This window comes from Bacillus manliponensis (genome assembly GCF_000712595.1).
In the GTDB taxonomy this organism is placed as follows: Bacteria; Bacillota; Bacilli; order Bacillales; family Bacillaceae_G; genus Bacillus_A; species Bacillus_A manliponensis.
Genome location: NZ_JOTN01000024.1, coordinates 25,185 through 51,635, shown reverse-complemented (window position 1 = coordinate 51,635; position 26,451 = coordinate 25,185). Strand labels below are relative to the sequence as shown.

General features: G+C 38.0%; 26 protein-coding genes. 15 read left to right on the top strand and 11 right to left on the bottom strand.

What is annotated here, in order from left to right; translation table 11 throughout:
• Positions 1-50 precede the first annotated feature (50 nt).
• From BAMA_RS25455 to BAMA_RS20135, 3 genes are all read right to left on the bottom strand, one after another.
• Positions 51-182 (bottom strand): hypothetical protein, encoded by a 132-nt coding sequence (locus BAMA_RS25455; RefSeq protein ID WP_265182756.1) that lies wholly within the window; start codon positions 180-182, stop codon positions 51-53.
• 45 nt (positions 183-227) lie between these two features.
• Entirely contained in the window at positions 228-950 is a 723-nt protein-coding gene (locus tag BAMA_RS20140) for a lipase family protein (protein WP_034642827.1), read from the bottom strand.
• 579 nt (positions 951-1,529) lie between these two features.
• Positions 1,530-2,312: a TIGR00266 family protein gene (locus BAMA_RS20135; RefSeq protein ID WP_034642825.1), complete on the bottom strand. Its 783-nt coding sequence runs from the start codon at positions 2,310-2,312 to the stop codon at positions 1,530-1,532.
• A 331-nt stretch (positions 2,313-2,643) separates the two neighbouring features.
• On the opposite strand from BAMA_RS20135, the gene BAMA_RS20130 reads away from it, so the two are divergent.
• Positions 2,644-2,844: a cold-shock protein gene (locus tag BAMA_RS20130; protein ID WP_034642822.1), complete on the top strand. Its 201-nt coding sequence runs from the start codon at positions 2,644-2,646 to the stop codon at positions 2,842-2,844.
• A 133-nt stretch (positions 2,845-2,977) separates the two neighbouring features.
• Here BAMA_RS20130 and BAMA_RS20125 read toward each other — a convergent pair whose 3' ends face one another.
• Complete coding sequence (locus tag BAMA_RS20125) at positions 2,978-3,709, bottom strand: yteA family sporulation protein (RefSeq protein ID WP_034642819.1); 732 nt, start codon at positions 3,707-3,709, stop codon at positions 2,978-2,980.
• A 200-nt stretch (positions 3,710-3,909) separates the two neighbouring features.
• On the opposite strand from BAMA_RS20125, the gene BAMA_RS20120 reads away from it, so the two are divergent.
• Positions 3,910-4,383, top strand: a complete 474-nt coding sequence (locus BAMA_RS20120; RefSeq protein WP_034642816.1) for a DUF4367 domain-containing protein — start codon at positions 3,910-3,912, stop codon at positions 4,381-4,383.
• A 165-nt stretch (positions 4,384-4,548) separates the two neighbouring features.
• On the opposite strand, the gene BAMA_RS20115 is transcribed toward BAMA_RS20120, so the two are convergent.
• Positions 4,549-5,502 (bottom strand): 1,4-dihydroxy-2-naphthoate polyprenyltransferase, encoded by a 954-nt coding sequence (locus BAMA_RS20115; RefSeq protein WP_034642814.1) that lies wholly within the window; start codon positions 5,500-5,502, stop codon positions 4,549-4,551.
• A gap of 278 nt (positions 5,503-5,780) precedes the next feature.
• On the opposite strand from BAMA_RS20115, the gene BAMA_RS20110 reads away from it, so the two are divergent.
• From BAMA_RS20110 to BAMA_RS24220, 7 genes are all read left to right on the top strand, one after another.
• Complete coding sequence (locus tag BAMA_RS20110; protein WP_034642812.1) at positions 5,781-7,175, top strand: isochorismate synthase; 1,395 nt, start codon at positions 5,781-5,783, stop codon at positions 7,173-7,175.
• Entirely contained in the window at positions 7,172-8,926 is a 1,755-nt protein-coding gene (gene menD, locus BAMA_RS20105; protein WP_034642811.1) for a 2-succinyl-5-enolpyruvyl-6-hydroxy-3-cyclohexene-1-carboxylic-acid synthase, read from the top strand. Before BAMA_RS20110 ends, menD begins: the two co-directional genes overlap by 4 nt.
• The gene (gene menH / locus BAMA_RS20100; protein WP_034642808.1) at positions 8,923-9,732 is read left to right on the top strand and encodes a 2-succinyl-6-hydroxy-2,4-cyclohexadiene-1-carboxylate synthase; all 810 of its coding nucleotides are present in this window, start codon (positions 8,923-8,925) and stop codon (positions 9,730-9,732) included. The genes menD and menH overlap by 4 nt, the downstream gene beginning before the upstream one ends.
• A 35-nt stretch (positions 9,733-9,767) precedes the next feature.
• Complete coding sequence (menB, locus tag BAMA_RS20095; RefSeq protein WP_034642805.1) at positions 9,768-10,586, top strand: 1,4-dihydroxy-2-naphthoyl-CoA synthase; 819 nt, start codon at positions 9,768-9,770, stop codon at positions 10,584-10,586.
• 353 nt (positions 10,587-10,939) lie between these two features.
• Positions 10,940-12,385, top strand: coding sequence for an o-succinylbenzoate--CoA ligase (locus BAMA_RS20085; RefSeq protein ID WP_034642799.1), 1,446 nt, complete (start codon positions 10,940-10,942; stop codon positions 12,383-12,385).
• Positions 12,386-13,492 carry an o-succinylbenzoate synthase gene (gene menC / locus BAMA_RS20080; protein ID WP_034642795.1) on the top strand — a complete coding sequence of 369 codons (1,107 nt, stop codon included), beginning with the start codon at positions 12,386-12,388 and terminating at the stop codon, positions 13,490-13,492. It abuts the gene before it with no gap.
• 139 nt (positions 13,493-13,631) lie between these two features.
• Entirely contained in the window at positions 13,632-13,805 is a 174-nt protein-coding gene (locus tag BAMA_RS24220) for a YjcZ family sporulation protein (protein ID WP_084158069.1), read from the top strand.
• A gap of 48 nt (positions 13,806-13,853) precedes the next feature.
• On the opposite strand, the gene BAMA_RS20075 is transcribed toward BAMA_RS24220, so the two are convergent.
• Genes BAMA_RS20075 through BAMA_RS20060 form a run of 4 tightly spaced genes read right to left on the bottom strand, consistent with a single transcriptional unit; the run spans position 13,854 to position 18,278 of the window.
• Positions 13,854-14,606, bottom strand: coding sequence for an ABC transporter ATP-binding protein (locus BAMA_RS20075; protein WP_034642790.1), 753 nt, complete (start codon positions 14,604-14,606; stop codon positions 13,854-13,856).
• Between the two features lie 13 nt (positions 14,607-14,619).
• A complete protein-coding gene (locus BAMA_RS20070) occupies positions 14,620-16,581 on the bottom strand; it encodes an FtsX-like permease family protein (RefSeq protein ID WP_034642786.1) in 1,962 nt (653 codons plus the stop codon).
• Positions 16,582-17,580, bottom strand: a complete 999-nt coding sequence (locus tag BAMA_RS20065) for a sensor histidine kinase (protein WP_034642783.1) — start codon at positions 17,578-17,580, stop codon at positions 16,582-16,584.
• Positions 17,581-17,582: 2 nt separating this feature from the next.
• On the bottom strand, positions 17,583-18,278 hold the full coding sequence (locus tag BAMA_RS20060; RefSeq protein WP_034642781.1) for a response regulator transcription factor: 696 nt from the start codon (positions 18,276-18,278) through the stop codon (positions 17,583-17,585).
• 63 nt (positions 18,279-18,341) lie between these two features.
• Between BAMA_RS20060 and BAMA_RS25675 the strand changes: the two genes are divergently transcribed.
• From BAMA_RS25675 to BAMA_RS20050, 3 genes are all read left to right on the top strand, one after another.
• Positions 18,342-18,425, top strand: a complete 84-nt coding sequence (locus BAMA_RS25675) for a hypothetical protein (protein WP_157406046.1) — start codon at positions 18,342-18,344, stop codon at positions 18,423-18,425.
• A 360-nt stretch (positions 18,426-18,785) separates the two neighbouring features.
• Entirely contained in the window at positions 18,786-19,868 is a 1,083-nt protein-coding gene (locus tag BAMA_RS20055) for a DNA alkylation repair protein (protein ID WP_034642779.1), read from the top strand.
• A 156-nt stretch (positions 19,869-20,024) separates the two neighbouring features.
• Entirely contained in the window at positions 20,025-20,453 is a 429-nt protein-coding gene (locus BAMA_RS20050; protein WP_034642777.1) for an SdpI family protein, read from the top strand.
• Positions 20,454-20,666: 213 nt separating this feature from the next.
• Here the strand turns inward: BAMA_RS20050 and BAMA_RS20045 are convergent, their stop codons facing one another.
• The gene (locus BAMA_RS20045; protein ID WP_034642776.1) at positions 20,667-20,882 is read right to left on the bottom strand and encodes a DUF6366 family protein; all 216 of its coding nucleotides are present in this window, start codon (positions 20,880-20,882) and stop codon (positions 20,667-20,669) included.
• A 351-nt stretch (positions 20,883-21,233) separates the two neighbouring features.
• Between BAMA_RS20045 and BAMA_RS20040 the strand changes: the two genes are divergently transcribed.
• From BAMA_RS20040 to BAMA_RS20030, 3 genes are all read left to right on the top strand, one after another.
• Positions 21,234-22,295: a DUF5105 domain-containing protein gene (locus BAMA_RS20040; protein ID WP_034642775.1), complete on the top strand. Its 1,062-nt coding sequence runs from the start codon at positions 21,234-21,236 to the stop codon at positions 22,293-22,295.
• Between the two features lie 197 nt (positions 22,296-22,492).
• Positions 22,493-23,263, top strand: a complete 771-nt coding sequence (locus BAMA_RS20035; protein WP_034642774.1) for an ABC transporter ATP-binding protein — start codon at positions 22,493-22,495, stop codon at positions 23,261-23,263.
• The gene (locus tag BAMA_RS20030; RefSeq protein ID WP_034642772.1) at positions 23,250-25,199 is read left to right on the top strand and encodes an FtsX-like permease family protein; all 1,950 of its coding nucleotides are present in this window, start codon (positions 23,250-23,252) and stop codon (positions 25,197-25,199) included. The genes BAMA_RS20035 and BAMA_RS20030 overlap by 14 nt, the downstream gene beginning before the upstream one ends.
• Before the next feature lie 504 nt (positions 25,200-25,703).
• Here BAMA_RS20030 and BAMA_RS20025 read toward each other — a convergent pair.
• Positions 25,704-26,207: a hypothetical protein gene (locus tag BAMA_RS20025; protein ID WP_034642770.1), complete on the bottom strand. Its 504-nt coding sequence runs from the start codon at positions 26,205-26,207 to the stop codon at positions 25,704-25,706.
• Positions 26,208-26,451 lie beyond the last annotated feature (244 nt).

Here is a 26,451-nt window from a genome sequence, read left to right as displayed (position 1 = left end):
ATTGGTCGGGCTGAGTGAAGTTTCACTTTATTTTGGCGAGAATGGGTAAATCATGTTCCTTTCGTTTGCTTGTCAGGAAGCAAAACAATTCGCCACGCAAGCAAAAGCAGACTTGCACTCACGTTCTCTATTTGTGCAAACATCGGATGTGGCCGAAAAAGAAACTGACCGTTACTACGCATGGCGTGATCCTCTCTTCTACCGTAAAAAGGAAGGTTTTGTCTTATTTAAAAATGAGAACTTAAACATTCTTTATACGTCGTAATATGATGACTTTTCGTAATCGAGTTTGTATTTTTTGTGAAAGTAATACTATGATGAACATGAAAGTATTCCCATTCTCCTCCTTCAAACTGTATACGATGAGGAGGAAGAAGTGGCACGATATCAAATAAATTAACGAAACGGAAGCTATTTGCAATTTGTATTTTATAGTAGTTACGAAAAGCAAGGTCGCCAACTTTAGGGGCACCGAAGTTATAGAGTTCATAATGAGAAAAGCTAGTATTTACACGAGCATCTAACATATGCAACACAGCGAGTGCACCGCCTAAACTATGACCAGTTACAAGAAGAGTTTTATTAGGAGAGAGTTGAGAAAGTGTATCCATAATATTGTCGCGGCACGATTCATAAATAGAGAGAAAACCGTTATGAACGTTGCCGCTATTTAGCGTAAACGGATACGGTTTTTGATTTACAAGTGCATCAGCAATCCAGTCAGAATCAGACTTTGTACCACGAAAGGCAACGATAATTGTATCATCTGATTGTAAAATAAAGCCAAACCACTCCGCTGTATCAACCGCTTTTGCTTCAAATCCTTGTACACATGTAAATCCTTCTGGCACTTGAAAAATACCATCCTGTTCATATTGTTCATACGTTAGCTCGCAGCAAGTTGCTAGTAAAATCGCCGTCTCTTGTGAGAAAGATCGCGGAGAAGTCATGAAAAATCCTCCTTAATAAATGAAGAGATACTTCAATGTATGAGGAGGAGGGATTGGTTTATTCGATAGGATGTTTAGATTAGTTTGTCCTACTGTTTGTGGGCTGTAAGACTCCCACCTCAAAACTTGAGAGAAGTAAAGAAGTTTAGGTGGGAGTCTTACAGCCCGTTAATGCTCGGTTGGTTCAACTAACACTTAGTGGGGGGATGGAGAAATCCCCACTGAGTGAAGTTTCACTTTATAAATTCTTTGAATGTGACCTTTTCACGAAAAAGGAAACCATTTTATAAAAGACAAAAATAGATAATGGCATTATGAAGCAAAATACGACAGATAATATAATTTTCTCATGAAACGTCGCATCTGCTCCAAGCCATACTGCTAACAAGCTAGATGGGACTGAAATGGCACAAAAAATTAGTAAAATTTTTTTAAAGATATGTAGTGAAAACAAAGATTTTAACATCCTTTCTGTGAGAGAGGTAATTTGTTGTATACAACAGTTCTGGAGTCGATATTTTTTAAGAGAATAAGAAAAGGCCTATCTCACCAAAGTGAAAATAAGCCTTTTTACTCTGTTTACTCGTCACCATCAAGAAGACGACCGATGCCACCTAAGACGCTGCCTTCTCCTGATTTTAATCCTTCTGTACTTGCGATGCGCTGTGCTAAGCGGCTTAATGTTAAGGATTGTACCCATACAGTTCCAGGTCCTTCAAGTGTTGCGAAGAATAGACCTTCCCCACCAAATAGAGCTGTTTTCACGTTGCCAACGAATTCGATATCATAGTTAACATCCTTCGTCATTGCAACAAGGCAACCTGTATCGATGCGAAGTCGCTCACCAGGCTTTAAGTCACGTTTGTAGATTGTTCCGCCGGCGTGCATGAATGCAAGTCCATCACCTTCAAGTTTCTGCATGATGAACCCTTCGCCTCCGAAGAAGCCGCTACCCATTTTCTTCGTGAATTCAATACCAACAGAAACACCTTTTGCTGCGCATAGGAATGCGTCTTTTTGACAAATAACTTTTCCGTTATATTCTGTTAAATCTACAGGAATGATTTTACCAGGATAAGAAGCAGCAAATGATACGTGGCGCTTTTCACGACCTGTATTTGTGAATACAGTCATAAATAAGCTTTCACCTGTTACAAGACGCTTTCCAGCTCCAACAAGTTTGCCGAAGAAGCCACCCGACTGTGCAGCACCGTCGCCAAATACAGTTTCCATTTCAATGTTGTCTTCCATCATCATCATTGCGCCAGCTTCGGCAACAACACTTTCATGTGGATCTAATTCAATTTCAACAAATTGCATATCATCGCCATAAAGCTTATATTCGATTTCATGCGCTTTCATATATGTTCACCTCAAGATTAATATGTAAATTGTCTTTCTACTATATTGTACAAGAAAATAGGAAATCAGGAAATAAATGTTTAATAAAATGTGAACATTTTCAGAATTTACTGCATAAATTATGTAGAATCATGTGCCCATATATAAGAGAGTTTCTAGATTTGACTCTCAATATTTGTGCATGGTATAGTAAAATCACTATTGAGCTACATAATGTGGTACGGAAATAAGGCGTGTTTACTTCATGGCGTTAGCTTGTGTTAAGAATCATGAACTTGATCTGGACCTGTGTAGGTTTAATAGTTCGATTTCTTTTTAGGAGGTACTTGAAATGCAAGTAGGTAAAGTAAAATGGTTTAACGGTGAAAAAGGATACGGATTTATCCAAGGAGAAGACGGCAGCGACGTATTCGTTCACTTCTCTGCTATCCAAGGTGAAGGCTTCAAAACTTTAGAAGAAGGTCAAGAAGTTTCTTTCGAAGTTACTGAAGGCGATCGCGGACCTCAAGCAGCTAACGTTACTAAAAAGTAATGAAAACGCCAAAAAAGCATTCCGATTTCGGAATGCTTTTTATTTTATCCCGCATTAACAGCCAGTAAAAGCCCGATTGGTCGGGCTGACACTCAGTGGGGATGAAGAAAACCCTGCTGAGTGAAGTTTCACTTTACACGCCCCAGCTCGATTCCTCATCAGGAAGTTCTCCATTGCGAGCGTCTTCCTCCGCCTCATCAAGCATTTGTTCATACTGTTCATGTGTTTCTGTCGCATACACTTTTGGATTTTTCCCATACATGTCTGTTCCGATGAAGTTTTCGAAGTCTTCTACGTATCCAACGGATTCGTCACTATTTACATACATTTCATCGTAATATTTTGAGTCGCGCTGCTCTAAATCAGACGGTGTTTCTGAGGTTCCGTATGAAGCAACATCTTGCCAAGAATCTTCTGCGTCGTATTCGACAGAGTGATTGTCATCTTGTTTATCAAAAGATGGAGACAGAACTTCCTCTTCAACAGGACGTGTATTTAAATTTAAATGATTTGATGCATGTTTTATGCAAGTTGTAGCAGTTGGCATCGCTTCTAATCGCTCCACTGGAATTTTTTCGCCAGATACTTCACAAATGCCATATGTGCCCATTTCGATTTTTTTTAGGGCATGGTTTACATCTTCTAGCTGCTTATGCCAAAACTCAATGAGACCGAAGTCTTTTTCGCGCTCGTATAGTTCAGTTGCCATATCACCAGGGTGATTATCGTAAGCGGATAACTCCCCAACAGAATCACGCTCAGAAGCGCGATCTGCACTTTCATGCGTTGTGATTGTTTGTTTAATTTCTTCTTTTTGCTGCAGTAATATAGATTGAAAATGACTCACTTGTTGTGGAGTTAACATAAAATCCACCTTCCTACAATTCGGTTTCTTTTAGTAGTATGAACGGGATAGCCAGGAATTATGAATAGCGGATTTACAATTAGAATTAGCTAACTTTGAATATTATCTACAAAAAAATGGTACTTTCTACAATTTGTGATTTTAAAAAGAAGGTATATATATAATTTATGTAAAATATTTACATGTTAAGGAGGGATTTTATGAAAAAGTCGTCTGTTATGTTGCTTACAGTACCGTTCTTTCTTTTTGGTTTTACGCAGAGTGAGGAAAGCCTTCATCAAGTTGATAGAGAAAAGTTGGTAGAAGAGGTAAAAGAGGTAAGCTATAAAGCAAAATTACCAACTCAGCTTCCTTTTAAGGTTAAAGAGGTAGAAGATAAGTCAGTAGATATACAACCAAATACGATAGAGACTTTTGTTACAGGAGAGAATGGTGAACAAATAAGACTTCATATTGTCAAAGGAGATGTAGAATATTCTTATGCTGATGAGCTGAAGCAAGAAAAAGTTGAGATTGGAAATAAACAAGGTAATTATATTACAAGTGGGTCTGAGTTTGTCCTGTTGGAATGGGAAGATGATGGTATTCATTATGAATTGAAAGATTTTTCTATAGATGCAGATAACAAAATAAGTAAAGCAGATTTGATTGCAACTGCAAAGTCTTTTCAATAAAGTGAAACTTCACTTAGTGAGGGCTTCATCTCCCACCAAAACCTCTCTGAATCCTCTAAGTTTTGAGGTGGGGGTCTTACAGCCCGCAAATAGCGGGATAAACAAGGTAAGGGGTTGTCGCATAGACAACCCCTTACCTTATTTTGTATATACTTGGGATTTTCTTTAGATGAAATACCCAAGTAATAATCCAATCCCCATTAAGAACCCAAAGATTGTGTTTGTTTTTGCTGTAGCAATCATTGCTGGTGCCATTTCGATTGGCAAGCTTTTACCAACAAAGCCTTTTGTTGCTTGAATTGCTTTTGGTGCGCTTAGAAATACAATTAGCATCCAAGCTGGTGCGATGCCGGCGATAATTAGTGCAACGGACCAAGCAAATGCTGCTGCAAACATTGCTGCAAGAACGAAAATGGCATTTTTACGCCCAACTAAAATTGCAAGTGTTTTACGTCCGTTTTCCTTGTCACCATCTAAGTCACGAATGTTATTCGCAAGTAGGATTGCCCCGATTAAAATAGAGTTTGGAATAGATAAAAGCACAACTTCTTCTGTTACAATACCCGTTTGAATAAAGAATGAAATTCCGATAATAATAACGCCCATAAATAAGCCGGCCGTTAGTTCACCAAATGGTGTGTATGCAATTGGAATTGGTCCACCTGTATAAAGGTACGCAACGGCCATGCAAACGAGGCCAACTGCTGCAAGCCACCAACTTGAATTCATACAAATGTAGACGCCAAGCAGCGCGGCAATACCAAAAAATCCAAATGCTAATTGTAATACTGTTTTTGGTTGAATACCGTCGCGTACAATTGCACCGCCGATTCCAACTGAACCTTCATGATCTAAGCCTCTTTTATAATCAAAGTATTCATTAAACATGTTCGTTGCTGCTTGAATGAGAAGACAAGCAAGAAGCATGATAAAGAAAAGAGGAAAATCTATGTTGCTAATGCCCTCTGTTTGCATTGCGTAAGCTGTCCCGATAAAGACAGGAACGAATGCAGCTGTTAATGTGTGAGGACGTAACAAGTTCCACCAAATGCGCCAACCTGTTTGTTTACTTGGTTTTGGCGGCACATGCGAGGATTTCGTATTTACGTTCATTTCCATATAGAATCCTCCTGTCACATAATATACACAATTAAGTGTAGGAAAAGCCTCATATAGTGTCAATGTTTATTTTAGAGGAATAGAAGGGAAACTTCTCCTTTGTGAACGGACTGTAAGGATTTGAAGTTATGTACGTGAGTAGTTAAATATTGTATGAATAAAAACAATTGTTAAACGCAAGCATTGCAACTGCTAAACATTGACATAGGTTTCCTTTGGGGTGTATCTTAAAATCAAGCGTATTTATGACTATTTTTCGCCCATAGGGGGGAGACTGTGTGATTCAAACGAAACAAAAAGGTTTACAAGAAATAATTCGTACAGCAATTGAAAATACAATAGATAAAGAAACGTTAGTGAGTTTTATAAAAGAAATTGACTGGGTTGACCCACTTCTTTTCTATGCAGCTGGAAAGCAGGTTGGATATGAAAATAGATGTTATTTTGCAGATCCAAATCAGCATGTAATTTTCGCTGGAGTTGGTTCTATTTTTCATATAGCTAGCGATTGTGAAAAGCGCTTTCAAGTTACTAAAGAAGCATGGGAAACAGTAAGGAAGAGCGCAGTCATTCATAGGGAACAATATGAATTTGGGACAGGGCCATTACTGTTTGGGGGATTTTCGTTCGACCCGGAAAAAGAAAAGACGACGTTATGGAAAGAATTTCACGATACAACGATGACATTGCCAGCCTTTGTGTTGACAGTAAAACGAGAAAAAGTGTGGCTTACAATAAATACATTTGTGTCACGTGATGATTGTGCGGAAGACATATATGAAGAGATTTCTTCTCTTGAACAAAAATTGTTAGCGGAGAGTCAACAAGCGTTAAAAGGAAAACAAATGGATATCATTTCAAAAGAAGAAATTGATCCAGCTGGTTGGATTGATTCCATAGGAACGGTACAGGATGAAATGAAGAATGGTAACGTACAAAAGGTTGTACTTGCAAGGGAGCTCCAGCTACAAGCAGATGATAAAATTGATTCTGCTCGCGTATTAGAAGCACTTCGCATTGCACAGCCAGATTGTTATTTGTTCGCTTTTGACTATAAAAGTTCTTGTTTCTTAGGTGCAACGCCGGAGCGTCTTATTCGAAAAGAAGGAGAAACGTTTACGTCGATGTGTTTAGCCGGTTCAATTGCACATGGTTCTTCTATAGAAGAAAAAAAACAAAACGGCGATGCTCTTCTTCACGATGAAAAAAATTTAGCCGAGCATGGATATGTTGTAAGTATGATTCGTGATGTATTAACAGAATACTGCGAGTCTGTGAATATTCCGTATATGCCAGGCTTATTAACAACAAAACATTTACTACATTTATATACACCTGTTGAAGCAACTGGAGATGCATCACTTCTTACAATTGTTGAAAAGCTTCATCCAACGCCAGCACTTGGAGGAACCCCTCGTCACAAAGCGATGGAACTCATTCGTGATGTAGAGAGATTAGACCGAGGTCTATATGGCGCACCAATTGGTTGGATTGATGAAGAAGGAAACGGAGAATTTGCAGTTGCACTTCGCTGTGGATTACTAAGAGGAGAAAAAGCATCATTATTTTCAGGGTGCGGTATTGTGATTGATTCCGTTCCGCAGCTAGAATATGAAGAAACAAGCTTAAAGTTTAAACCGATGTTAAGTGCTTTGGAGGAATTAACGAAATGAATCATCACATAGAAGGATTATCCTATTATTTAGGCGCGTTTGTTGATGAACTAGCGCGTCTAAATATATGTGATGTTGTCATTAGTCCAGGCTCGCGTTCCACGCCGCTTGCACTATTAATGGCACATCATAATGCAATACAAACTTATTTACAAGTGGATGAACGCTCGGCCGCCTTTTTTGCGCTTGGTATTGCGAAGGCGAAGAAACGTCCAGTTGCACTGCTATGCACATCAGGAACAGCAGCGGCTAATTATTATCCAGCTATTTGTGAAGCATTTCACTCGCGTATGCCACTTGTTGTATTAACAGCGGATCGTCCGCATGAATTAAGAGATGTCGGAGCACCACAGGCGATGAACCAGCTTCATTTATATGGTTCTTTCGTAAAAGAATTTATTGAAATGGCACTTCCTGAAGCGGCGGACTCAATGTATGCTTATGCTCGTATGACAGCAGGACGCGCAGCAGCAGCGGCGATGCAAACGCCAAAAGGGCCAGTTCACCTTAACTTCCCAATTCGTGAACCATTAATCCCAAATCTTTCATTAGAAGACTTGTGGGAGAAGGGGAGATTGGAGTACGGAAAAGCTGCTTATTACGGCAATAGTGGAATCGCGAGTGAATATGTAGCTTCTCTTGCAAAGCGCCTTTCACAAATGGAAAAGGGGCTTATTGTGTGTGGAGATGATAGCGATGGGCAGCTTGCAGAAGCTGTTACGACATTTGCGGAAACTGTAGGGTATCCAATTCTTGCTGATCCACTATCGGGTATTCGAAGCGGAAAACATAATAAAAATACGGTTATCGATTGCTATGACACATTTTTACGAAATGATGTTGTAAAAGAAGCATGGAAGCCAGACGTTATCATTCGATTTGGTGGTATGCCTGTTTCAAAAGCGTTAACGCAGTACATAAAGAAACAAGAGAACGCACTTCACATTGTTGTAGACGAGTCAGGAAAATGGCGCGACTCGATTTTGATGGCGAATGAAGTTGTATACGCACACGATGTTACGTTTTGTGAACAACTTACAGAAGCTGTAGCAAAGCGAGATGATAAGAAGTGGCTTCACATGTGGCAGTGTATAAATGAAAAAACGAAAAAAGCACTTCGTGAAGTAGAACAATATGATACGGCATTTGAAGGGAAAGTGATTACTGATATTGTGAATGTTTTACCGGAAAAAGCGACTTTATTTGTGAGTAATAGTATGCCAATTCGGGATACGGACACATTTTTCTTCACAACAGATAAAGAGATAGAAGTGATGGCAAACCGCGGCGTGAACGGGATTGATGGTATCGTTTCAACAGCCCTTGGAGCAAGTACTGTGCGCGAACCGCTCGTTTTAGTTGTTGGTGACTTATCGTTCTACCATGATCTAAATGGATTATTAGCAGCGAAGTTACAAAAGTTAAATGTGACGATTGTCGTTGTGAATAACGATGGAGGCGGCATCTTCTCATTCTTGCCGCAGTACAACGAGAAGGAGCACTTTGAATCGTTATTTGGAACGCCGCTTGGACTTAATTATGAGCATATTGTTATGATGTATGGCGGCGTATTTACACGTGTGAGTGGGTGGGACGAGTTCCGCTCCGCAGTAAAAACTGGTGTCAGTTCAGATGGATTACACGTAGTAGAAATTTGTACGAACCGTGATGAAAACCTACAAATGCATCGAGAGCTTTGGAAACGTACCTCAAATATTGTAACGGATTTTGTTACGGGTGAGGAAAAATGAAAGTTACGTTAAAAGATGTAGCGTATGAATATGAAGTGAATGGGAGCGGAGAACCGCTTCTTCTCCTTCATGGTTTTACAGGGAGTATAGAAACTTGGCGACCGTTTGTATCGCCATGGAGTAAATCCTTTCAAGTGATTACAGTTGATATTATTGGACATGGGAAAACAGAAAGTCCAGAAGATATGAGGCATTATGATATCAAAACGGCTGCCTCGCACATTATCGCGCTGCTTGACCATTTACAAATTGAAAAGGCACACGTGCTCGGTTATTCAATGGGAGGGCGATTAGCGTTAACGATGGCTTGTATACACCCTAACCGCATCACAGCGCTCATTCTTGAAAATTGCACTGCAGGGTTACAATCGGAAGATGAAAGAAAAGAGCGCCGTGAAAAAGATGAAGAACTTGCTCGTAAAATCGAAGAACATGGCATTCAGTCATTTGTAGAGAAGTGGGAGAACATTCCGCTTTTTTCTTCACAAAAGCGACTACCAGAAAAACAGCAAAAACGCATTCGAGAGGAGCGTCTTCGTAACAAATCGCTTGGGCTTGCAAATAGCTTAAGAGGTATGGGGACGGGGGCACAGCCATCTTGGTGGGAAGAATTAAAAAAGCTCACAATGCCTGTTTTATTACTAAACGGTGAATGGGATGAAAAGTTCTTTCACATCTTAAAAAAGATGGAAAATGAGTTCCAAAATGCGAAATTTGTAAAAATTGATGGTGCTGGGCATGCAATTCATGTGGAACAACCGGAAAAGTTTGATACAATAGTAAGGGGATTTCTTCAAAATATTTAACGCAATTTGCGTAACTTACAAAGGAGGTCATACAAATGGCTATTGAATGGGTAAAAGAAGGCAATTATGAAGATATTATTTACTCTACATACAATGGTATCGCAAAGATTTCGATTAACCGCCCTGAAGTACATAACGCATTCCGTCCAAAAACGGTAATGGAGTTAATCGACGCTTTTGCAATGGCTCGTGACGATCAAAATGTTGGTGTTATCATTTTAACAGGTGAAGGTGGACGTGCATTCTGTTCTGGTGGCGACCAAAAAGTTCGCGGTCATGGTGGATACGTAGGTGACGATCAAATCCCACGTCTAAACGTATTAGACTTACAACGTTTAATTCGCGCGATTCCAAAACCAGTTATCGCGATGGTTGCAGGTTATGCAATTGGCGGTGGTCACGTACTGCACATCGTATGTGACATTACAATCGCAGCGGACAACGCTGTATTTGGACAAACAGGTCCAAAAGTAGGAAGCTTCGACGGTGGATACGGTGCTGGTTATTTAGCACGTCTAGTAGGCCATAAGAAAGCTCGTGAAATTTGGTACCTATGCCGTCAATACAACGCACAAGAAGCGCTTGATATGGGCTTAGTAAATACAGTTGTACCGTTAGAGCAGCTTGAAGCAGAAACAGTACAATGGGCAGAGGAAATGTTAGCAAACAGCCCAATGGCACTTCGTTTCCTAAAAGCAGCCTTCAACGCAGATACAGATGGACTTGCTGGTATTCAGCAACTTGCTGGTGACGCAACGCTTCTTTACTATACAACTGATGAAGCAAAAGAAGGTCGCGACGCATTCAAAGAAAAACGTCGTCCGGACTTTGGACAATTCCCAAGATTCCCGTGATAAAAGTGGAGATGGCACGTTCAACTCTGACCGACTAAGGTTCTTTCGCACAAAAAGTGTTCTTTACTTTTCGTGCGGAAGGTTCTTAGACGCGAAGAGCTTGCCATCGGAACTGGATAGAATAAAAGCGGAAGCGGCTCGCTCAGAATGTGAGAGGGGATGGAGCTTCTGACAAAGAGGCGCTTTTTGCCTCGACGGAAGAAGCGAAGCCACCGAACATTCTAGCCGCTGGAGCTGGATAGAGTAAAAGCGGAGCCGACTCGTTCTACTTAGTATGAAAAAATCACAACAATTAAGAGACTTGATGAGATTCCGTCAAGTCTCTTTCTTCTAATTGAAAGGAGGAAATAAAGATGGAGACGATGCCAAACTGGCTCATGCAGCGCGCATTTTTAACACCAGAGCGTATTGCAATTGAAACGAAAGAAACGAGCATAACGTTTAGAGAGCTTCATGAGGAGGTTGTAGCACTTACTGAGCACTTATCACATTTACAAATAACAAAAGGCACCAAGGTAGCTGTTCTAATGAAAAATAGTATAGAGATGGTGACGGTTATCCATGCCTTATCGTATGTAGGTGCGGTAGCTGTCCTATTAAATACACGTCTTTCAGGAGAAGAGTTACTTTGGCAAATGGAAGATGCTGAAGTTATTTGCTGTATTACAGATCAATCTTTCCAAACAGAACGTGTGCTGGTTCATACATTAGATGAGGTGAAAAAGGGACCGAAGAATTCCGTTTCCATTCAAAATGACTTTCCCTCACATGATGTAATGACAGTGTTATATACGTCAGGAACAACAGGTAATCCAAAAGGTGTGCTGTTAACATACGGAAATCACTGGGCGAGTGCAGTTGGTTCCGCTCTAAATTTAGGTGTACGTGAAGACGATTGTTGGCTTTCTTGTTTACCATTATTTCATGTTGGTGGTTTATCGCTTCTTATAAAAAATGTTATTTATGGAATGCGTATTCTATTTGTTCCGAAATATGATCCTGATTTTATTCATGAAGCGCTGCAAACGAAAGGGGTAACAATTATCTCAGTTGTTTCGAAAATGTTGATGGATTTACTGGAGCGGCTGAAAAATGATATGTATCCGAAGTCACTACGATGTGTTTTGCTAGGGGGCGGACCAGCTCCACTTCCACTTCTTGAAACATGTGTCGCAAAAGAGATTCCTGTGTATCAAACGTATGGTATGACGGAAACAGCTTCGCAAATTTGTACGCTGTCGTCTGATTATATGCTTTCAAAGGTTGGTTCTGCCGGAAAGCCTCTTTTTTCTTGTCAGCTTAAAATTATGAAAGATGGAGAAGAACTACCACCTTATGCAGAAGGGGAAATCGTTGCAAAAGGGCCAAATATTACGAATGGATATTTAAACCGAGAGGATGCGACACGTGACGCAATTCAGGATGGCTGGCTTCATACAGGAGATATTGGCTATAAAGATGAAGAAGGGTTCTTATATGTGTTAGACCGCCGCAGTGATTTAATTATTTCAGGCGGAGAAAACATTTATCCAGCACAAATTGAAGAAGTGCTGTTGGCACATGAAAGTATTGCTGAAGCTGGTGTAGTAGGAAAAAAAGATGAAGTGTGGGGAGAAGTACCAATTGCGTTTGTTGTGAAGAATAGCGATGTAACAGAAGAGGACATCATCAAGTTTTGTGAGGAAAAGCTTGCACGTTATAAAGTGCCAAAAGCTGTTTACTTTTTAAATGAATTGCCGCGCACTGCCTCGAAAAAGTTGTTACGAAGAGAGCTGCGTCAGTTAGTGGAGGAGATGTAAATGCAAATTGTAAAAGCGGCGCTCCATATAACAGAGATGCCACTTCTTTCGCCATTTGCAGCAAGTTATGGGACATATACGAAAAGAGAAAGTGTCGTTGTTGAATTAGAGGATGAAGATGGCCACATTGGGTTTGGCGAAGTCGTTGCGTTTTCTGAACCGTGGTATACGGAAGAAACGGTAAAAACAGCACTTCATATGTTAGAGGACTTTTTATTGCCAGCTTTATTTCAGCATGAGATTCAGCATCCATCCGATTTGACTCATATCTTTTCGCATATAAAACGTAATCGGATGGCAAAAGCAGGGGTGGAAGGTGCGGTATGGGACTTATATGCTCAAAGAGAGCAGAAACCACTCGCTGCTGTGCTTGGTGGTACGCAGGAAGAGATTGAAGTTGGTGTCGTCATTGGACTGGATACAACAACAAATATGTTAAATCGAATTGAAGCATATGTAGAAGAAGGCTATCAACGCTTTAAGGTGAAAATTAAGCCGGAAAATGATTATGAATTATTACGTGACATCCGTAAGGAATTTCCGCATCTTCCGTTAATGGCCGATGCCAATTCTGCTTATACATTAGCGGACATAGCTAAACTGAAACGATTAGATGAATTTCAGTTAATGATGATTGAACAGCCCCTTGCAGATGATGATTTTCTTGATCATGCATTTTTGCAAAAACAAATACAAACGCCAATTTGTTTAGATGAAAGTATACATTCACTGCAAGATGCAAAGGTAGCGATTACGCTTGGGAGCTGCAAGATTGTAAATATAAAACCAGGGCGTGTTGGTGGCTTAACAGAAGCGATTCGTATTCACGATTACTGCGCAGAGCATCATATTCCTGTTTGGTGCGGTGGCATGGTAGAGATGGGAATTTCACGTGTACAAAACGTGGCACTTGCATCGCTTCAAAATTTCACAATACCAGGTGATATTTCGGCATCAAATCGTCACTGGCAGCAAGATATTATTGTACCGGAAGTAATGCTTCAAAATGGGAAAGTAATTGTGCCAAACGAGATTGGCTTAGGACATGCGATAAATAGAGAACGGCTAAAACAAATTACGAAGCAATATATCGTGAAAAAAAAATAACGCCCTTTTGTACAAGCCTGTTTTTCAGAAAAACAAGCTTCCTATCCTCCTAGAAAACATACTATAAATTGAATCCGCTCATTTAGAACATGATAGGATCCCCTTAATAATATGGATTTTGAAAAGGAGGAAAAGAACAATGGGTGAAAGTTTCGACAAGCATCATAGAGGAGGTCACGGTTGCGGCGGTGGCTTCGCGCTTCTTATCGTATTGTTTATTTTATTAATCATCATCGGTGCTAGCTGCTTTGGCGGTGGCGGTGGCTACTGTGGTTATGGCGGTCACGGAGGCTACGGAGGATATTGCTGCTAGTTGTAAAAACTATTGAAAATAGCCTTGTGCATAGAGCACAAGGCTATTTTATGTTCGTCTCCCGCCAAGAAGTGCGAGTACATCCAATATTTCTTGATAAAACTTTTCACGGAATTGACCGCGGTGTAGTTCGTTGTAGAGCTCGCCATCTTTAATAAAAATGACGCGGCTACAGTAGCTTGCAGCGAATGGATCGTGCGTTACCATTAAAATGGTCGACTCCTCTTCTTTGTTTAGCTTTGTAAAGAGCTCCATTACATCTGTTGCTGCTTTTGAATCTAAATTTCCTGTTGGCTCATCAGCTAAAATAAGCGCTGGATTATGAATAACAGCACGTGCGACTGCAGTGCGCTGCGCTTGTCCACCAGATACTTCAAAGATACGTTTGTTTAAAATATGATCAATGCCAAGCTTTGTTGAGATTGTATCAAGCTTTTGATCCATTTCAGAAAGCGGTACGTTATCTAATGTGAGCGGTAAAACAATGTTTTCACCGATTGTTAACGTATCTAATAAGTTAAAGCTTTGAAAGACAAAACCTAATTTTTGTCGACGAAATATGGCAAGTTTTTCACTGCGAAATGTATGTGGTTGTTTCCCATTAATAAACACTTCACCTGCCGTTGGGCTATCGATTGTTGAAATGACATTTAATAAAGTGGACTTTCCGCTTCCGGACGGTCCCATAATCGCAACGAATTCTCCTTTATCAATGTGTAAATTAATATTTTTTAAAGCGGTATGTGGAACTTTTCCTTCATACACTTTCGTTACGTTTTTTATGTGTAATACTTCTTCCATCACACTCACCTTTCTATAGCTTGACGTGTCGCGATAGTTTTTGGATATAGAGAGAACGAATTAAGAAGAAGAAGAGAATCTCAATCGTTCCAAAAATAACGAGAACAGCTGTAACCTCAGTAAATAGTGATAAATTAATGACACCTTGAAACATCTTGGCCGCAAACAAAGTATGAATGGAAGCCATAATATATGGAACGAAAAATAAAATCGCAAGCTGAATCGTTGCTGAGCGGTGCATCTCTTTTTCTGTTAAACCGATTTTTGTCACAGTAATATATTTTTCCTGCTCGTTCGTTAAGTCGGTATACATGCGGAAATATAACACACTCCCAGCACCGATAAAGAAGACGACGCCAAGGAATGTCCCGATTAAAAAGGTAGAGGCAGCGTCCTGTTTTGTATCATAAAATGTACCCCCAGCTTCAAAGAACATGAAGAGGCGCTCTTCTAGTGGATAGGCTTCTCTATCTGCATACATTTTTTTGGAAAACTCTTTCGCAATGCGATGTGTTTTCTCCCAATCCGTTACTTGGAAGTTATACATTTTCATATGTTCCATTTCAGGAGATAGCATGGCAACAAAATCATTTGATAGTACAAACAGATTTGAGGCAATTCCAGACGGTATAACATTATGACTTTTGAACGCTTTTACTTGTAAAGAAGTAGCGTTTTGTACGAGTGTAATTGCCTCGTTAGGTTTGTAGAGAGGAAGATCCCCCCACATTCCTTTGCCAGGAAGAATATAAGCTTCATTACCTTGTACAGAAATATTTTTTAGCTGTAACGCTGTTGCCAATTTGTTATAATCATCTTCACTAATAATGTATATATCGCGCATATACGGTGTTTCTTCTGTTTCTTGTATATTAGCCTCATACAAGTCAACAGTGATTTGCTCATACGAAAATCCATCTTCTGTTAAACGATTGTTTAGCCATGCTATATGATTATCAACCAATGGATTCTGGTCATATGAAATATAAGTGAATGGAAAAGGTTTGTCAGACATAACGGTTAGCTTTGTAAACTTCCCAAATCCATATATAAATGTAATCATCGTAAATGCTACAGTAGAGAGCATAGCAACGATAAATAGCATGTTAATATTTGTACGAATGCGGCTTGCTAAGTCAGAAATCCACAACATATTTACGCGCTTCATATAAAACTTTCTTCTCATTTTTAAAATGCGAATAAGTAGAAAGCTAATTTGCGAAAAGAATATATACGTGCCAATCGTAACAAGAACGGGAACAGTGAACATACCGATAAAAACATATGTTATCCATATTTCTACACCTTTGGCAAAAAAGAATGTACCATTGGCGGCAAGAAGGTATCCGCTAATTAAACATGAAACACCAAATAAAGAAATAAAGATAGAAGGCTTCCGTTCTTTATTTCTTGATCTCCCTGACTTTAACAGCTGGACTGCTTTTCGTGTACGGATTAAAGATGGTGTGAACATCGAAACGATGATAAATAGTCCAAGAAAAATAGATGTTGTTAAAACAATTGCTTCCGTTGGCCAATATAAATATAGACCAGATGTATTTGTAATTTTTGCGGTCACTAATAGGAAAAATTGTGAAAAGACAAGCCCAATTTGCAGTCCGAAGAAAATAGATAAAATGCCAATTAACATATTCTCAAGAAATACGAGACGTTTTAACTGTTTTTTTGATATACCTAAAACCATTAATACGCCAAACTGCTTTTTTCGGACATGTAAAAAGGTCCCGATTGAATATAGCAAAAAGAAAAAAGCAAAGAAGACAAGAATGATTTCAGAAAATATCATGATAGAAGTAATGCTATACGATTCTTCTTGAAACTGTAATTTCGGATGAAATAAATAAACAGCGAATGAAAAGAAAGTCGCAATCGAGAAGGCACTACTTACAAAGTAAGCGAAGTATGAACGTGAGTTACGAGTGACGTTTTTTAATGCAAATTGCCAAAAGTTCATTTAGTTGTCACCTTCTTTCATAGCGTTATGGAAGATGATTTTCACGCTCGTTCCTTGTCCTACTTCTGATTCCAGTTTCACAGAATGACCTAAGTAGGAACAAATTTTACTTACAATGTAAAGTCCCATTCCCGTCGATTCTCCGAATGTACGACCATTTTTTCCAGTGTAAAACGGTTCGAACACTCTGCGAATATCTTCTTTCGGAATGCCAACACCTTCATCACGCACTTCAAAAATGATATCTTTTCCGTTTCGTTTTGCTGTTAAAAATACTTTCTTACCGCGCTCACCAGAGTAGCGCACCGCATTGGTCATCAATTGATAAATGATAAATTTTAACCACTTTGCATCGGAAACAACAGTAAGATCAGAATGTACTTCTAGAACAGGAAAGACGCCATTTCGAATAAATAGTTCTTTTAAGCTATTTATATTTTTTGTTACTGTATCTTTTAACGAAATGGACTCAACATGGAAGTCCTCATGAAAATTATTTAAGCGTGCCATATAAAGTGCCATATCTAGTCCTTGATTTAAACGATCCAACTCTTTTTTAAACTTCGGAATGAGATGTTCGTCTTCCATTTCAAGTACCATAAGTTGCATTACGGATACAGGTGTTTTCATTTGGTGTACCCAGTGATTCATAAATAATTGCTGTTCTTGCTGCTTTACTTCATATGTTTGTAGTTCTTTTTGGAAGAGACGATATTGCGTACGAACAAGTTCATTTACACTGTGTGGCATAGGAGCATGCGCGCGTTCAATAAATACATCTTCCATTTTTTCTGGTTGTTCGCTTAATCTGCTATACAATCTTCTGTTTCGGACATAGCGGTACGCCAAAAAACAAATGAATAAATATAAACTAAGTACAATGAAGTAAATTTTATTATTTTGAAATCCATCTACTGCATCATAGAGAAGAAAAATGATTCCAAAGTTCAGTGCGTATAGTAGAAAAAAAGCGAAGTGATCACGAAGGAATAACTTCATCGTTACTCACTCCAAGTCGCATTTAAGCGATAACCTAGGCCACGCACTGTTTCGATTGCATTTTCAATGCCAAGTTCTAAAAACTTTTTGCGAAGGCGTGTAATGTTTACGTTTAACGTATTTTCTTCTACAAAGCTTTCATCATCCCAAAGTGCGGCTAATAAATCTTCACGACTTGCCGTACGTGGATATTTTGACAGAATCATTTCTGCTAAAACGGCCTCTTTTTTTGTTAGTAATACTTGTTCTTGACCGAAGTGTAATTCAGGACGTTCAGGATATAATTTTAAGCTTTCAACTTCTACAATACGCTCTGTAATGTTAGGCGCATAATCACCATAAATACGGCGCAGTTGTCCTTTAATTTTTGCCATCACAACGTCATAGTGAAACGGTTTCGTAATATAATCGTCCGCACCACTTTCAATTGCCATAATTTGCTCCATTTCACCTGCACGTGCAGAAATGAAAATAATCGGACAAGTAGATTCATGACGAATTTGACGACACCAATAGAAACCATCAAACTTCGGTAAGTTGACGTCTAACAACACAAGATGTGGTTTTACTTCGTTAAATGACACCATAATATCATCAAAGTTATCAGCAACAACCGCTTCATAACCGTATTTTTGAATATGAGATTGTAGTAAAGATGAAATGTTTGGATCATCTTCTACGATTAAAATTTTGTACATATGTAGTTCCTCCTTGAGTAAGTGAAGTAAATACAAATAAAAAAACTTTAAAACCCTCTCTTTTTGGATGGGGGAGGTGCACGCGCTGTGCGTAGTAACCGGTCAGTGCCCTATTGGTTCCCGCTCTTCACTCAAAACAAAAGGTAGAGAGTGTGATCATGAAAATATGTGCTTGCGGGCCCTGAGAATAGCTAGTAGAAGTTTTATATGTATTTTACATAGTTTAGTGTACCATGCAAAATGCTTATGTTGAAGGACGGGCTGTTTTTAATACTGTTCTCACATATAACGTATTTCAAACGTTTTGCGCTGAGTGCATGAAATAATAGATAATAAAGTGAAACTTCAATCAGTGGGCGCTCCATCCTCCACTGATTGTCAGCCCGACCAATCGGGCTTTTACGGGCTGTTTATCTCCCACCTAAACTTCTTAGCTTCTCTTAAGTTTTGAGGTGGGAGTCTTACAGCCCGCAAATAGCGGGATACATGATAGAGGAGGGATATGTAATGGGAGTGAAAGAGGTATATAATGAGGAGTTTATTTCTTTATTAGCAAGAGGAGTGAGACAAGCTTATCCGCAGTTTTATGAGGCTGATTTTGTACGTCGTGTGTTTGAAGGGAACTGGGCTGAGAAAGCGTTGAAAGAACGGATGCGTCATGTGACAACATGTTTACACGATTTTTTACCCTCTAATTATGAAGAGGCGATTACAATATTAAAAAATGTTGCACCGCAGCTAGAAGAACATGAATTAGCTGGCATTATACTTCCTGATTTTGTAGAGATGTATGGATTACACAACTGGGATGTATCGATTGATGCACTTGAATGGTTTACACAGTATACGACGTCGGAATATGCGGTCCGCCCTTTTTTCATAGAAGATCAAGACAAAATGGTGGAGCAGATGACAAAGTGGAGTCTGCATCCACATCACCGTGTAAGACGATTAGCAAGTGAAGGGATTCGATCAAGGTTACCATGGGGGATGGCACTTCAGCAGTTTAAAAAAGACCCACTTCCGATTATTCCAATTCTCACAAACTTAAAAGAGGATGAATCCCTATATGTACGAAAGAGCGTTGCAAACAACATGAACGACATATCAAAAGATAATCCAGAGATTGTACTTAAACTCGCACAAGAATGGATTGGGAAGCATTCGCATACAGATTGGATTATAAAACATGGCTGCCGAACGTTACTGAAAAAGGGGAATCAACAAGCGTTATCGATTTTTGGATTTCAAGATAGTCATTTAGTACAAGTGATTGATTTTGCAGTTAGTAAAGAAAGAGTCTCTATCGGTGAAGACCTTCCGTTTTCTTTCGAACTAAAAGGAGAGACGGAAGAGCCAGTTAAAATTCGAATTGAATATGCGATTGATTTTGTAAAAGCAAGAGGTAATCGAAATCGTCGTGTTTTTAAAGTTACTGAAAACGAAATAACAAATGGAAAGCCATTATCATATAAAAAAGTGCATTCCTTTAAAGACTTATCAACGAGGAAGCATTATAAAGGTGTGCATACGATTACGCTAATCCTTAATGGAAAGGAAATAGTGAAAGAGGATTTCTACGTAGAGTAACTTAGTAGAGAGATTGTTAATGCAATCTCTCTTAATTGTGTATAAATGTATATATTTTACATATTTATCTTTTTCGCTACATGTTCATGTTATAATTTAGATATATAAATGATAATGATGGAAATGTGTCTATACAAATAGAGAGGGAGATGGGATATGAGAAAGCATCTTTTTGTAATAGCGCTTGTAAGCATAACATTACTTGCATGGATAATGGCATGGTCACAACTTCCAGCAGACGTTATCATGCATCGAAATGAACGAGGCACAGCAGATGATGTGTACATTGCAAAAATTGGAGCGATGATTTTAGATGTTGGACTAATGATAGTTGTAGCAGGCATTTTGACAGTTGTTCCTAAAATAGATCCGGAAAAAGAGAAAAATGTAGCATTTATGAAATCATATAAAATTATGAAGTATGTATTTTTATTATGCTTTTTCCTAGTTACGATGATGACCTTATTTGGCCGTTTAGGTTATGTGCTTCCTGTAGGAATACTGCTTTTGGGGATAGCTAGTATGATAGTAATCGCGGCAATATATGCATATCGTATTTATAAAAAGGAATCCATTGAAATCTAGTAGGAAAAAGGATGAGGAAATGAAAAGAACAAGCACAAGGAAATTTTTGTGCTTGTTTCTTTATGACTGTCTTTTCTTGAGTATCTTATATGAAACAGGGATTAGTTTCATTGGCTAAAATTAGGAAAGGGTGTAGCATATGATAAACGTGTAGAATAAATGCTTATTTTAATGCATGAAAAATAACAGTTACTCCTCAAAAAAGAGATTGCCTTATTTAAAAAATATTGATGTAACGATAAAACCTATTATAATTACCACGATGAGGACTCCAAGCCCCTTCCACCCTAAACTACCTACTAAATCAGCAAAATTCCCAGCTTCAGTTCTATTAAACGCGTCGTTCATAGTTCCAGTTGGGTTTCTTTTTAACTCTTCTTGTCGGAGTCTTTCTCTTCTTCTTTCAGGTGCTTCTTTGTTTTCGCTCATGGTCACACCTCCATATTACAAGATTCTAGTATATATTCTTGAATCCTTTTAAAAAACTAATATTAATTATTGTAAAATTAAGAAAATAATCAAAAGGGATAATAGATGAAAGCAGCCCAACTTATTATTGTATGTGTTATGTTAGGGCTCATAGTTGTGAGCAAGGTTGGACTAGATACAATTCTACATACGGTTCCATGGAAAGAATGATGTAATTTTTTTGAAATTCATGGTTGTTAATTAGAAGAAGTGTGAATATTTGACAAAAAAACAATTGTGTTGAAATATGAAAATATTGTAAAATATAGGTTGGTTTAGGGTGATTTTTTTGAAAAGAAGGGGAGAGAGAAAGTGAGAACAAAAAAATGGCTTGTGGTTTGTTTTGCCACGCTTCTTACATTTGGAGTTGTAAGTGGTTGTGATTCTTCCAAGAGTTCAACAAAAGTATCAGAATCAAAGAATGGAAAAGAAAAAGCAGAATCAAAAAGTGTCGCGTTAGAAATCGAAAGCGCTCAATTTGTGTTACCAGAGGAGTATGAGAAGCCAGTAAACGGTCGTGTTTTACAAGTAAATGTGAACGTAAAGAATATTGGAAAAGAAGCTTTCCAGTTATCACAGAGAAACTTTTCATTGTATGAAGGTGATAAAAAAATGAAAGAGTACTATTCTGCTGATACGAATGCAATAAAGTATGATGATATTGATACAGGAAAACAAATAGCAGGAACGCTTTATTTTGATGTGAAGGAAGCGGATTCTTATGAGTTAGTATTCAAAAAAGAGCGTTTAAATCCAGAGAAAGAAAAAGAAGAGAAGCTTACATTTAAAATTGATGGAAAAGAATTGAAAAAGAAAATTGGTGAATTAAATAGACCTGGGGATTCGTTAGCAGCGTACATAAACGCAATCTTTTATGATAAAGATGTGGAAAAAGTAAAGGAATTGTCAGGAGATGATGGTCAGGAAGTCATTAATGCGGTGAAAGATGGTTTAAATCGTACATTACAAAGTGAACTTGGATTTACATTAGACCAGCAAATTGTTGATACGTACTTTATAAAATTAAAAGCTGCGATACAGGAGAAGGTAAAATTTGAAGTAACAACAGTATCAATGGAAAATGACGGAAGACGAGCAAATGTTGAAATAAAAGGGAATCCTTTATTAGTATATGAGTTACAGTCAAAATTACAAACTGAGGCAAATAGAATTGCAACAGAAAATCCAGAGATTGCAGAAGAGGAATTAATAAAAAAAATATTTGAGTATCAAACATCGATTTTACATGAAGCACCAGTATCGCCAACAGAGAAAGTAGTTAAACTGCAAATGGAGAAGCATGGAAAAGATCAGTGGCGTGTTAGTGGTTTAGAAGAAGAGAAAATCGTAGAAGCAATTGTAACTTTTCAATAATGTATAGTAGGAGTTGTCCGAAGGTAGTATGTAACTTCGGGCAACTCTTTTTTTATAAGAAGTATTTTACCTTACAAACATGTAATCTTTCTGTAAGGTGAATGGATAGGATCCATGTTATCCCAAATGCTATAGTAACAAAGTAAATAATGTGCGTTGTCACATGTAATAGATGAACGATAAGTGAGGGATAACGGTTGAAAACAGTATTAGAAGCAAAGCAAATTAAAAAAGTATATCGTACGGGCAGCAATACGTTTGAGGCGTTAAAAGGTATTGATTTACAAGTGAAAGAAGGAGAATTCGTCGGAATTATGGGACCGTCTGGTTCTGGTAAGACGACGCTTTTAAATGTGCTTTCTACAATCGACCAAGCGACGAACGGTGAAATTTTAATTGATGGTAACGATATTATGAATATGAATGATGATAAGTTAGCATTGTTCCGCCGTGATCATTTAGGATTTATTTTCCAAGATTACAATTTGTTAGACACGTTAACGGTGAAAGAGAATATCGCACTTCCACTTGCGTTATCAAAAGTAAAAACAAATGAAATTGATCAGCGTGTGCTAGAAATTGCGAAGAAGTTTGGTATTGACCACATTCTTCAGCAATATCCATATCAAGTATCAGGTGGACAGAAGCAGCGCTGCGCTGCTTCTCGTGCGATTGTAACGAATCCAAGTATGATTTTTGGTGATGAGCCAACAGGTGCGCTTGATTCAAAATCTGCAACAGATTTATTAGATAGCTTACAAGCGTTAAACGAGTATGACAATTCAACGATTTTAATGGTAACACACGATGCGTTTGCGGCAAGTTATTGCAAGCGAGTGATTTTCATTAAAGATGGTGAGTTATATAAAGAGTTACACCGTGGTGAATTAACACGTAAACAGTTCTTCCAAAAAGTCGTTGATGTAATGTCGGCGATTTCCGGAGGTGCGGCAGATGACATTATATAGCATTGCCCTTCGCAATATAAAGCGAAATTTTAAAGATTACGCTTTATATTTTGCGTCTATGATTTTTAGCATTGTTATTTATTTTACGTTTAAAGCATTGCAGTATAATTCACAAATGACCGCGGCTGCGGAAGGCTCAAAAAAAATAAGCGGGGCTTTTCAAGTTTCAAGTGTCATGCTTATCATTTTCGTTGCAATTTTTATCATCTATTCAAATGGATTTTTTACAAGAAAGCGGAAGAAAGAAGTTGGCTTGTATTCGTTATTAGGTATTCGTAAAAAACAAATTGGTAGGATGTTATTTTATGAAAACATGATAATGGGATTATTATCGTTAGTAATCGGTATTATAATTGGAAGTTTATTATCCAAGTTATTCCTTGAGTTGTTACTTAACATGATGGGATTAAATTTGAATGTCCAGTTTGAAGTGCCGCTGGGTGCTGTTATTGATACAACTGTAATTTTCTTTGTCATTATTTTATACACGTCACTGCAAGGATATCGCTTAATTTATCGTTTTAAGTTAATCGAACTATTCCGAGCGGAACGTGAGGGAGAAAGCGTGCCAAAAGGTTCGGTTATTATGGCATTACTTTCGATATTTTTAATTGGTTCTGGTTATTTCTTGTCATTAACATTTACGAAAGCTGTTATGCATGTAAACTTTATGATGCTTGCACTTTACATTTTACTTGCGACAGTGCTTGGTACGTATTTATTGTTTACATTCTTTACTGTGTTTGTATTAAAGCGAGCACGCAATAAAAAGTCATCTTTTTATAACGGTATGAACATGGTGACCACGTCGCAGCTGTTATATCGTATTAAAGGGAATGCAAAATCACTTGCGACGATTGCGGTATTAAGTGCTGTAACGTTAACAGCCGTTGGTGCATCTGTCACAATGTATTACAACACATTTACGCAAGCAAATAGTATTGCACCGTATAGTTATTCGTATGAAAAGCAAGGTGCAGAACTTGATAAGAAAGTGAAAAACATTTTAAATGAATCAAAGCAAGACCACCCTATAACAGCTCAGTTTGACGTTGAAATGGTACCGGTTGCCGGAAAGTTTGCGGGTGAAAATGCTGACATGAACGGTAACCCACATTACTTTATTACAGAAAAGTATAGCTTAATTTCACAATCAAAATTTAATGGAATTGCAAAGCGTATGGAAACAGAAGCGGTAACGTTACAGGATGAAGAAGCGTTTATTTTTGATGGCAGTTATATGGAAGGACATGAGTTTAGCTCGGTCTACAAAGGAAATGAAGTTGTATTTCCGCTTGGGAATGGAACAAAATCGCTAACAATTAAAGGTGCCGTTGGAAAGACGGTTACGAACATTGGTGAGTTAGTTGTTGTCGTTCCAGATGCAGTATATGAGCAAGCGAAGAAGGAAAATGGAACACGCACTGTAACAAACATTGATGTAGAGGGCGAACGAAAAAGTAAAGAGTTAACAGAGAAGTTAGCAAGTGTGATGCCAAAAGGCGAGTCTGATTTTGAAGAGCCGTTTAGAGATTTCTATAGAGGATTCCAAATGATGCTTGAAGCAACGGGACTACTTATGTTTATCGGTATTTTCCTAGGGCTTGTATTTTTACTTGCGACAGGTTCAATCATTTACTTTAAACAATTAACAGAAGCAGATGCTGACCGCGATCGCTACATTGTACTTCGTAAAATAGGTGTAACGAAACGTGAGATGAAGCAAGCCATTGCAAAACAAGTTGGTTTTATCTTTGCTATTCCGTTAGTAATTGGAATTTTACACAGCTTATTTGCTTTAAAAGGATTTTCAACATTAATGCCATTTGAAATTTTAATTCCACTGTTGATGAGCATTGGTGTATATAGTGTAATTTATATTGGATATTACTTCTTTACTGTACATTCTTACTTTAAGATTGTGAGTAGAAAGTAGGTAAAGTGAAACTTCACTCAGTGGAGGGCTTCATCCCTAACTGAGTGTCAGTCCGTTAATGCGGAATCAAAAGAAGAAAAGCCTTCCTATGTGGAGGCTTTTCTTCGTACTCTTTTTTAGGGTTATTAGGGATTGAGGGTGTATTACAACCGTAGGAAAGGATGAAAAAGGGACCCTCAAAAACATTTTAACATCTTTATATACAGAATGTTTTTCTAAAAAATATATGGAAAACGGTGAATGTTCTGTTTATTTTTTTCTAAAAATTACGAAAATTAACATTTTAGTAACGTTGTTATAAAGAAAAAAGCACTCTTTTGTTATTTTTAGGTTAGGTAAGTGTAACGTTTGATATTAAAAGGACCACAACATTTTAGATATGTCTAAAATGTTGTGGTCCGATTTGTTTTCTATTTTTATTAACGCACCCGTTTGTTTAAGTAAATTTATTTACAAACTTTACCCTTTATTTGATTTTTTATCAAAAGGAGAAACTGCAATGCTCTATTTTAAAACTGTCTCGGCTGGGGTAAATGCTTCCCATTGATTATATTTCGTTGTTATTGATGAAATAAACCAATACTCTCTAAATGGTTCTAGATTCTTTTCCATGGTTATAAGCTTCTGCCCACTACCAAAATCTGCATATGATGTCTCTAAATCATATTTAACGGTATACCGCATTCTGGATTCGCTAAGCTTTTCTACTTTGGTAAAACGAAAATTACTAACCCAAGGGCTTGACTGACCTGTCACCCAGTGAGCTTGCTCAAATTTTATCCTTGATTCTTTCTGAAGCGAAGGAGACAACATCGCATATTGAACAGCACCGCTTCGATTATTCACGCCTAATATCCACAGTTCAACGGTTTGTTTCGGTTCGCTTACGTGCAAACCAGTCATAAAAGACATTAACTGGCTTTCTAAAGGATTGAGTTGTTTTGTGGCTGCTATTGCGGGATTATCATTAAAAAGCAGTAGTAAAAATAAAAGTATTATAAATCGCAATAAATTCACCTCTAAAGTTTATTTTCTTAGAGGTATTATTCTACCTATAATTATTATTGATTCGTTATCAAACGATTTGTATTGATATACAATACTCTCAGCCATCTTTTTCCTCAAACCTGATACGTCCTCCAACATTCAAACAAATATTCTTCTTTATATTACTATATTAAACATTTTAAACTATGTTCTTGATCATTATTTATTTAATCAATTATGAAATAAAAAAGGATAATTAGTCCTC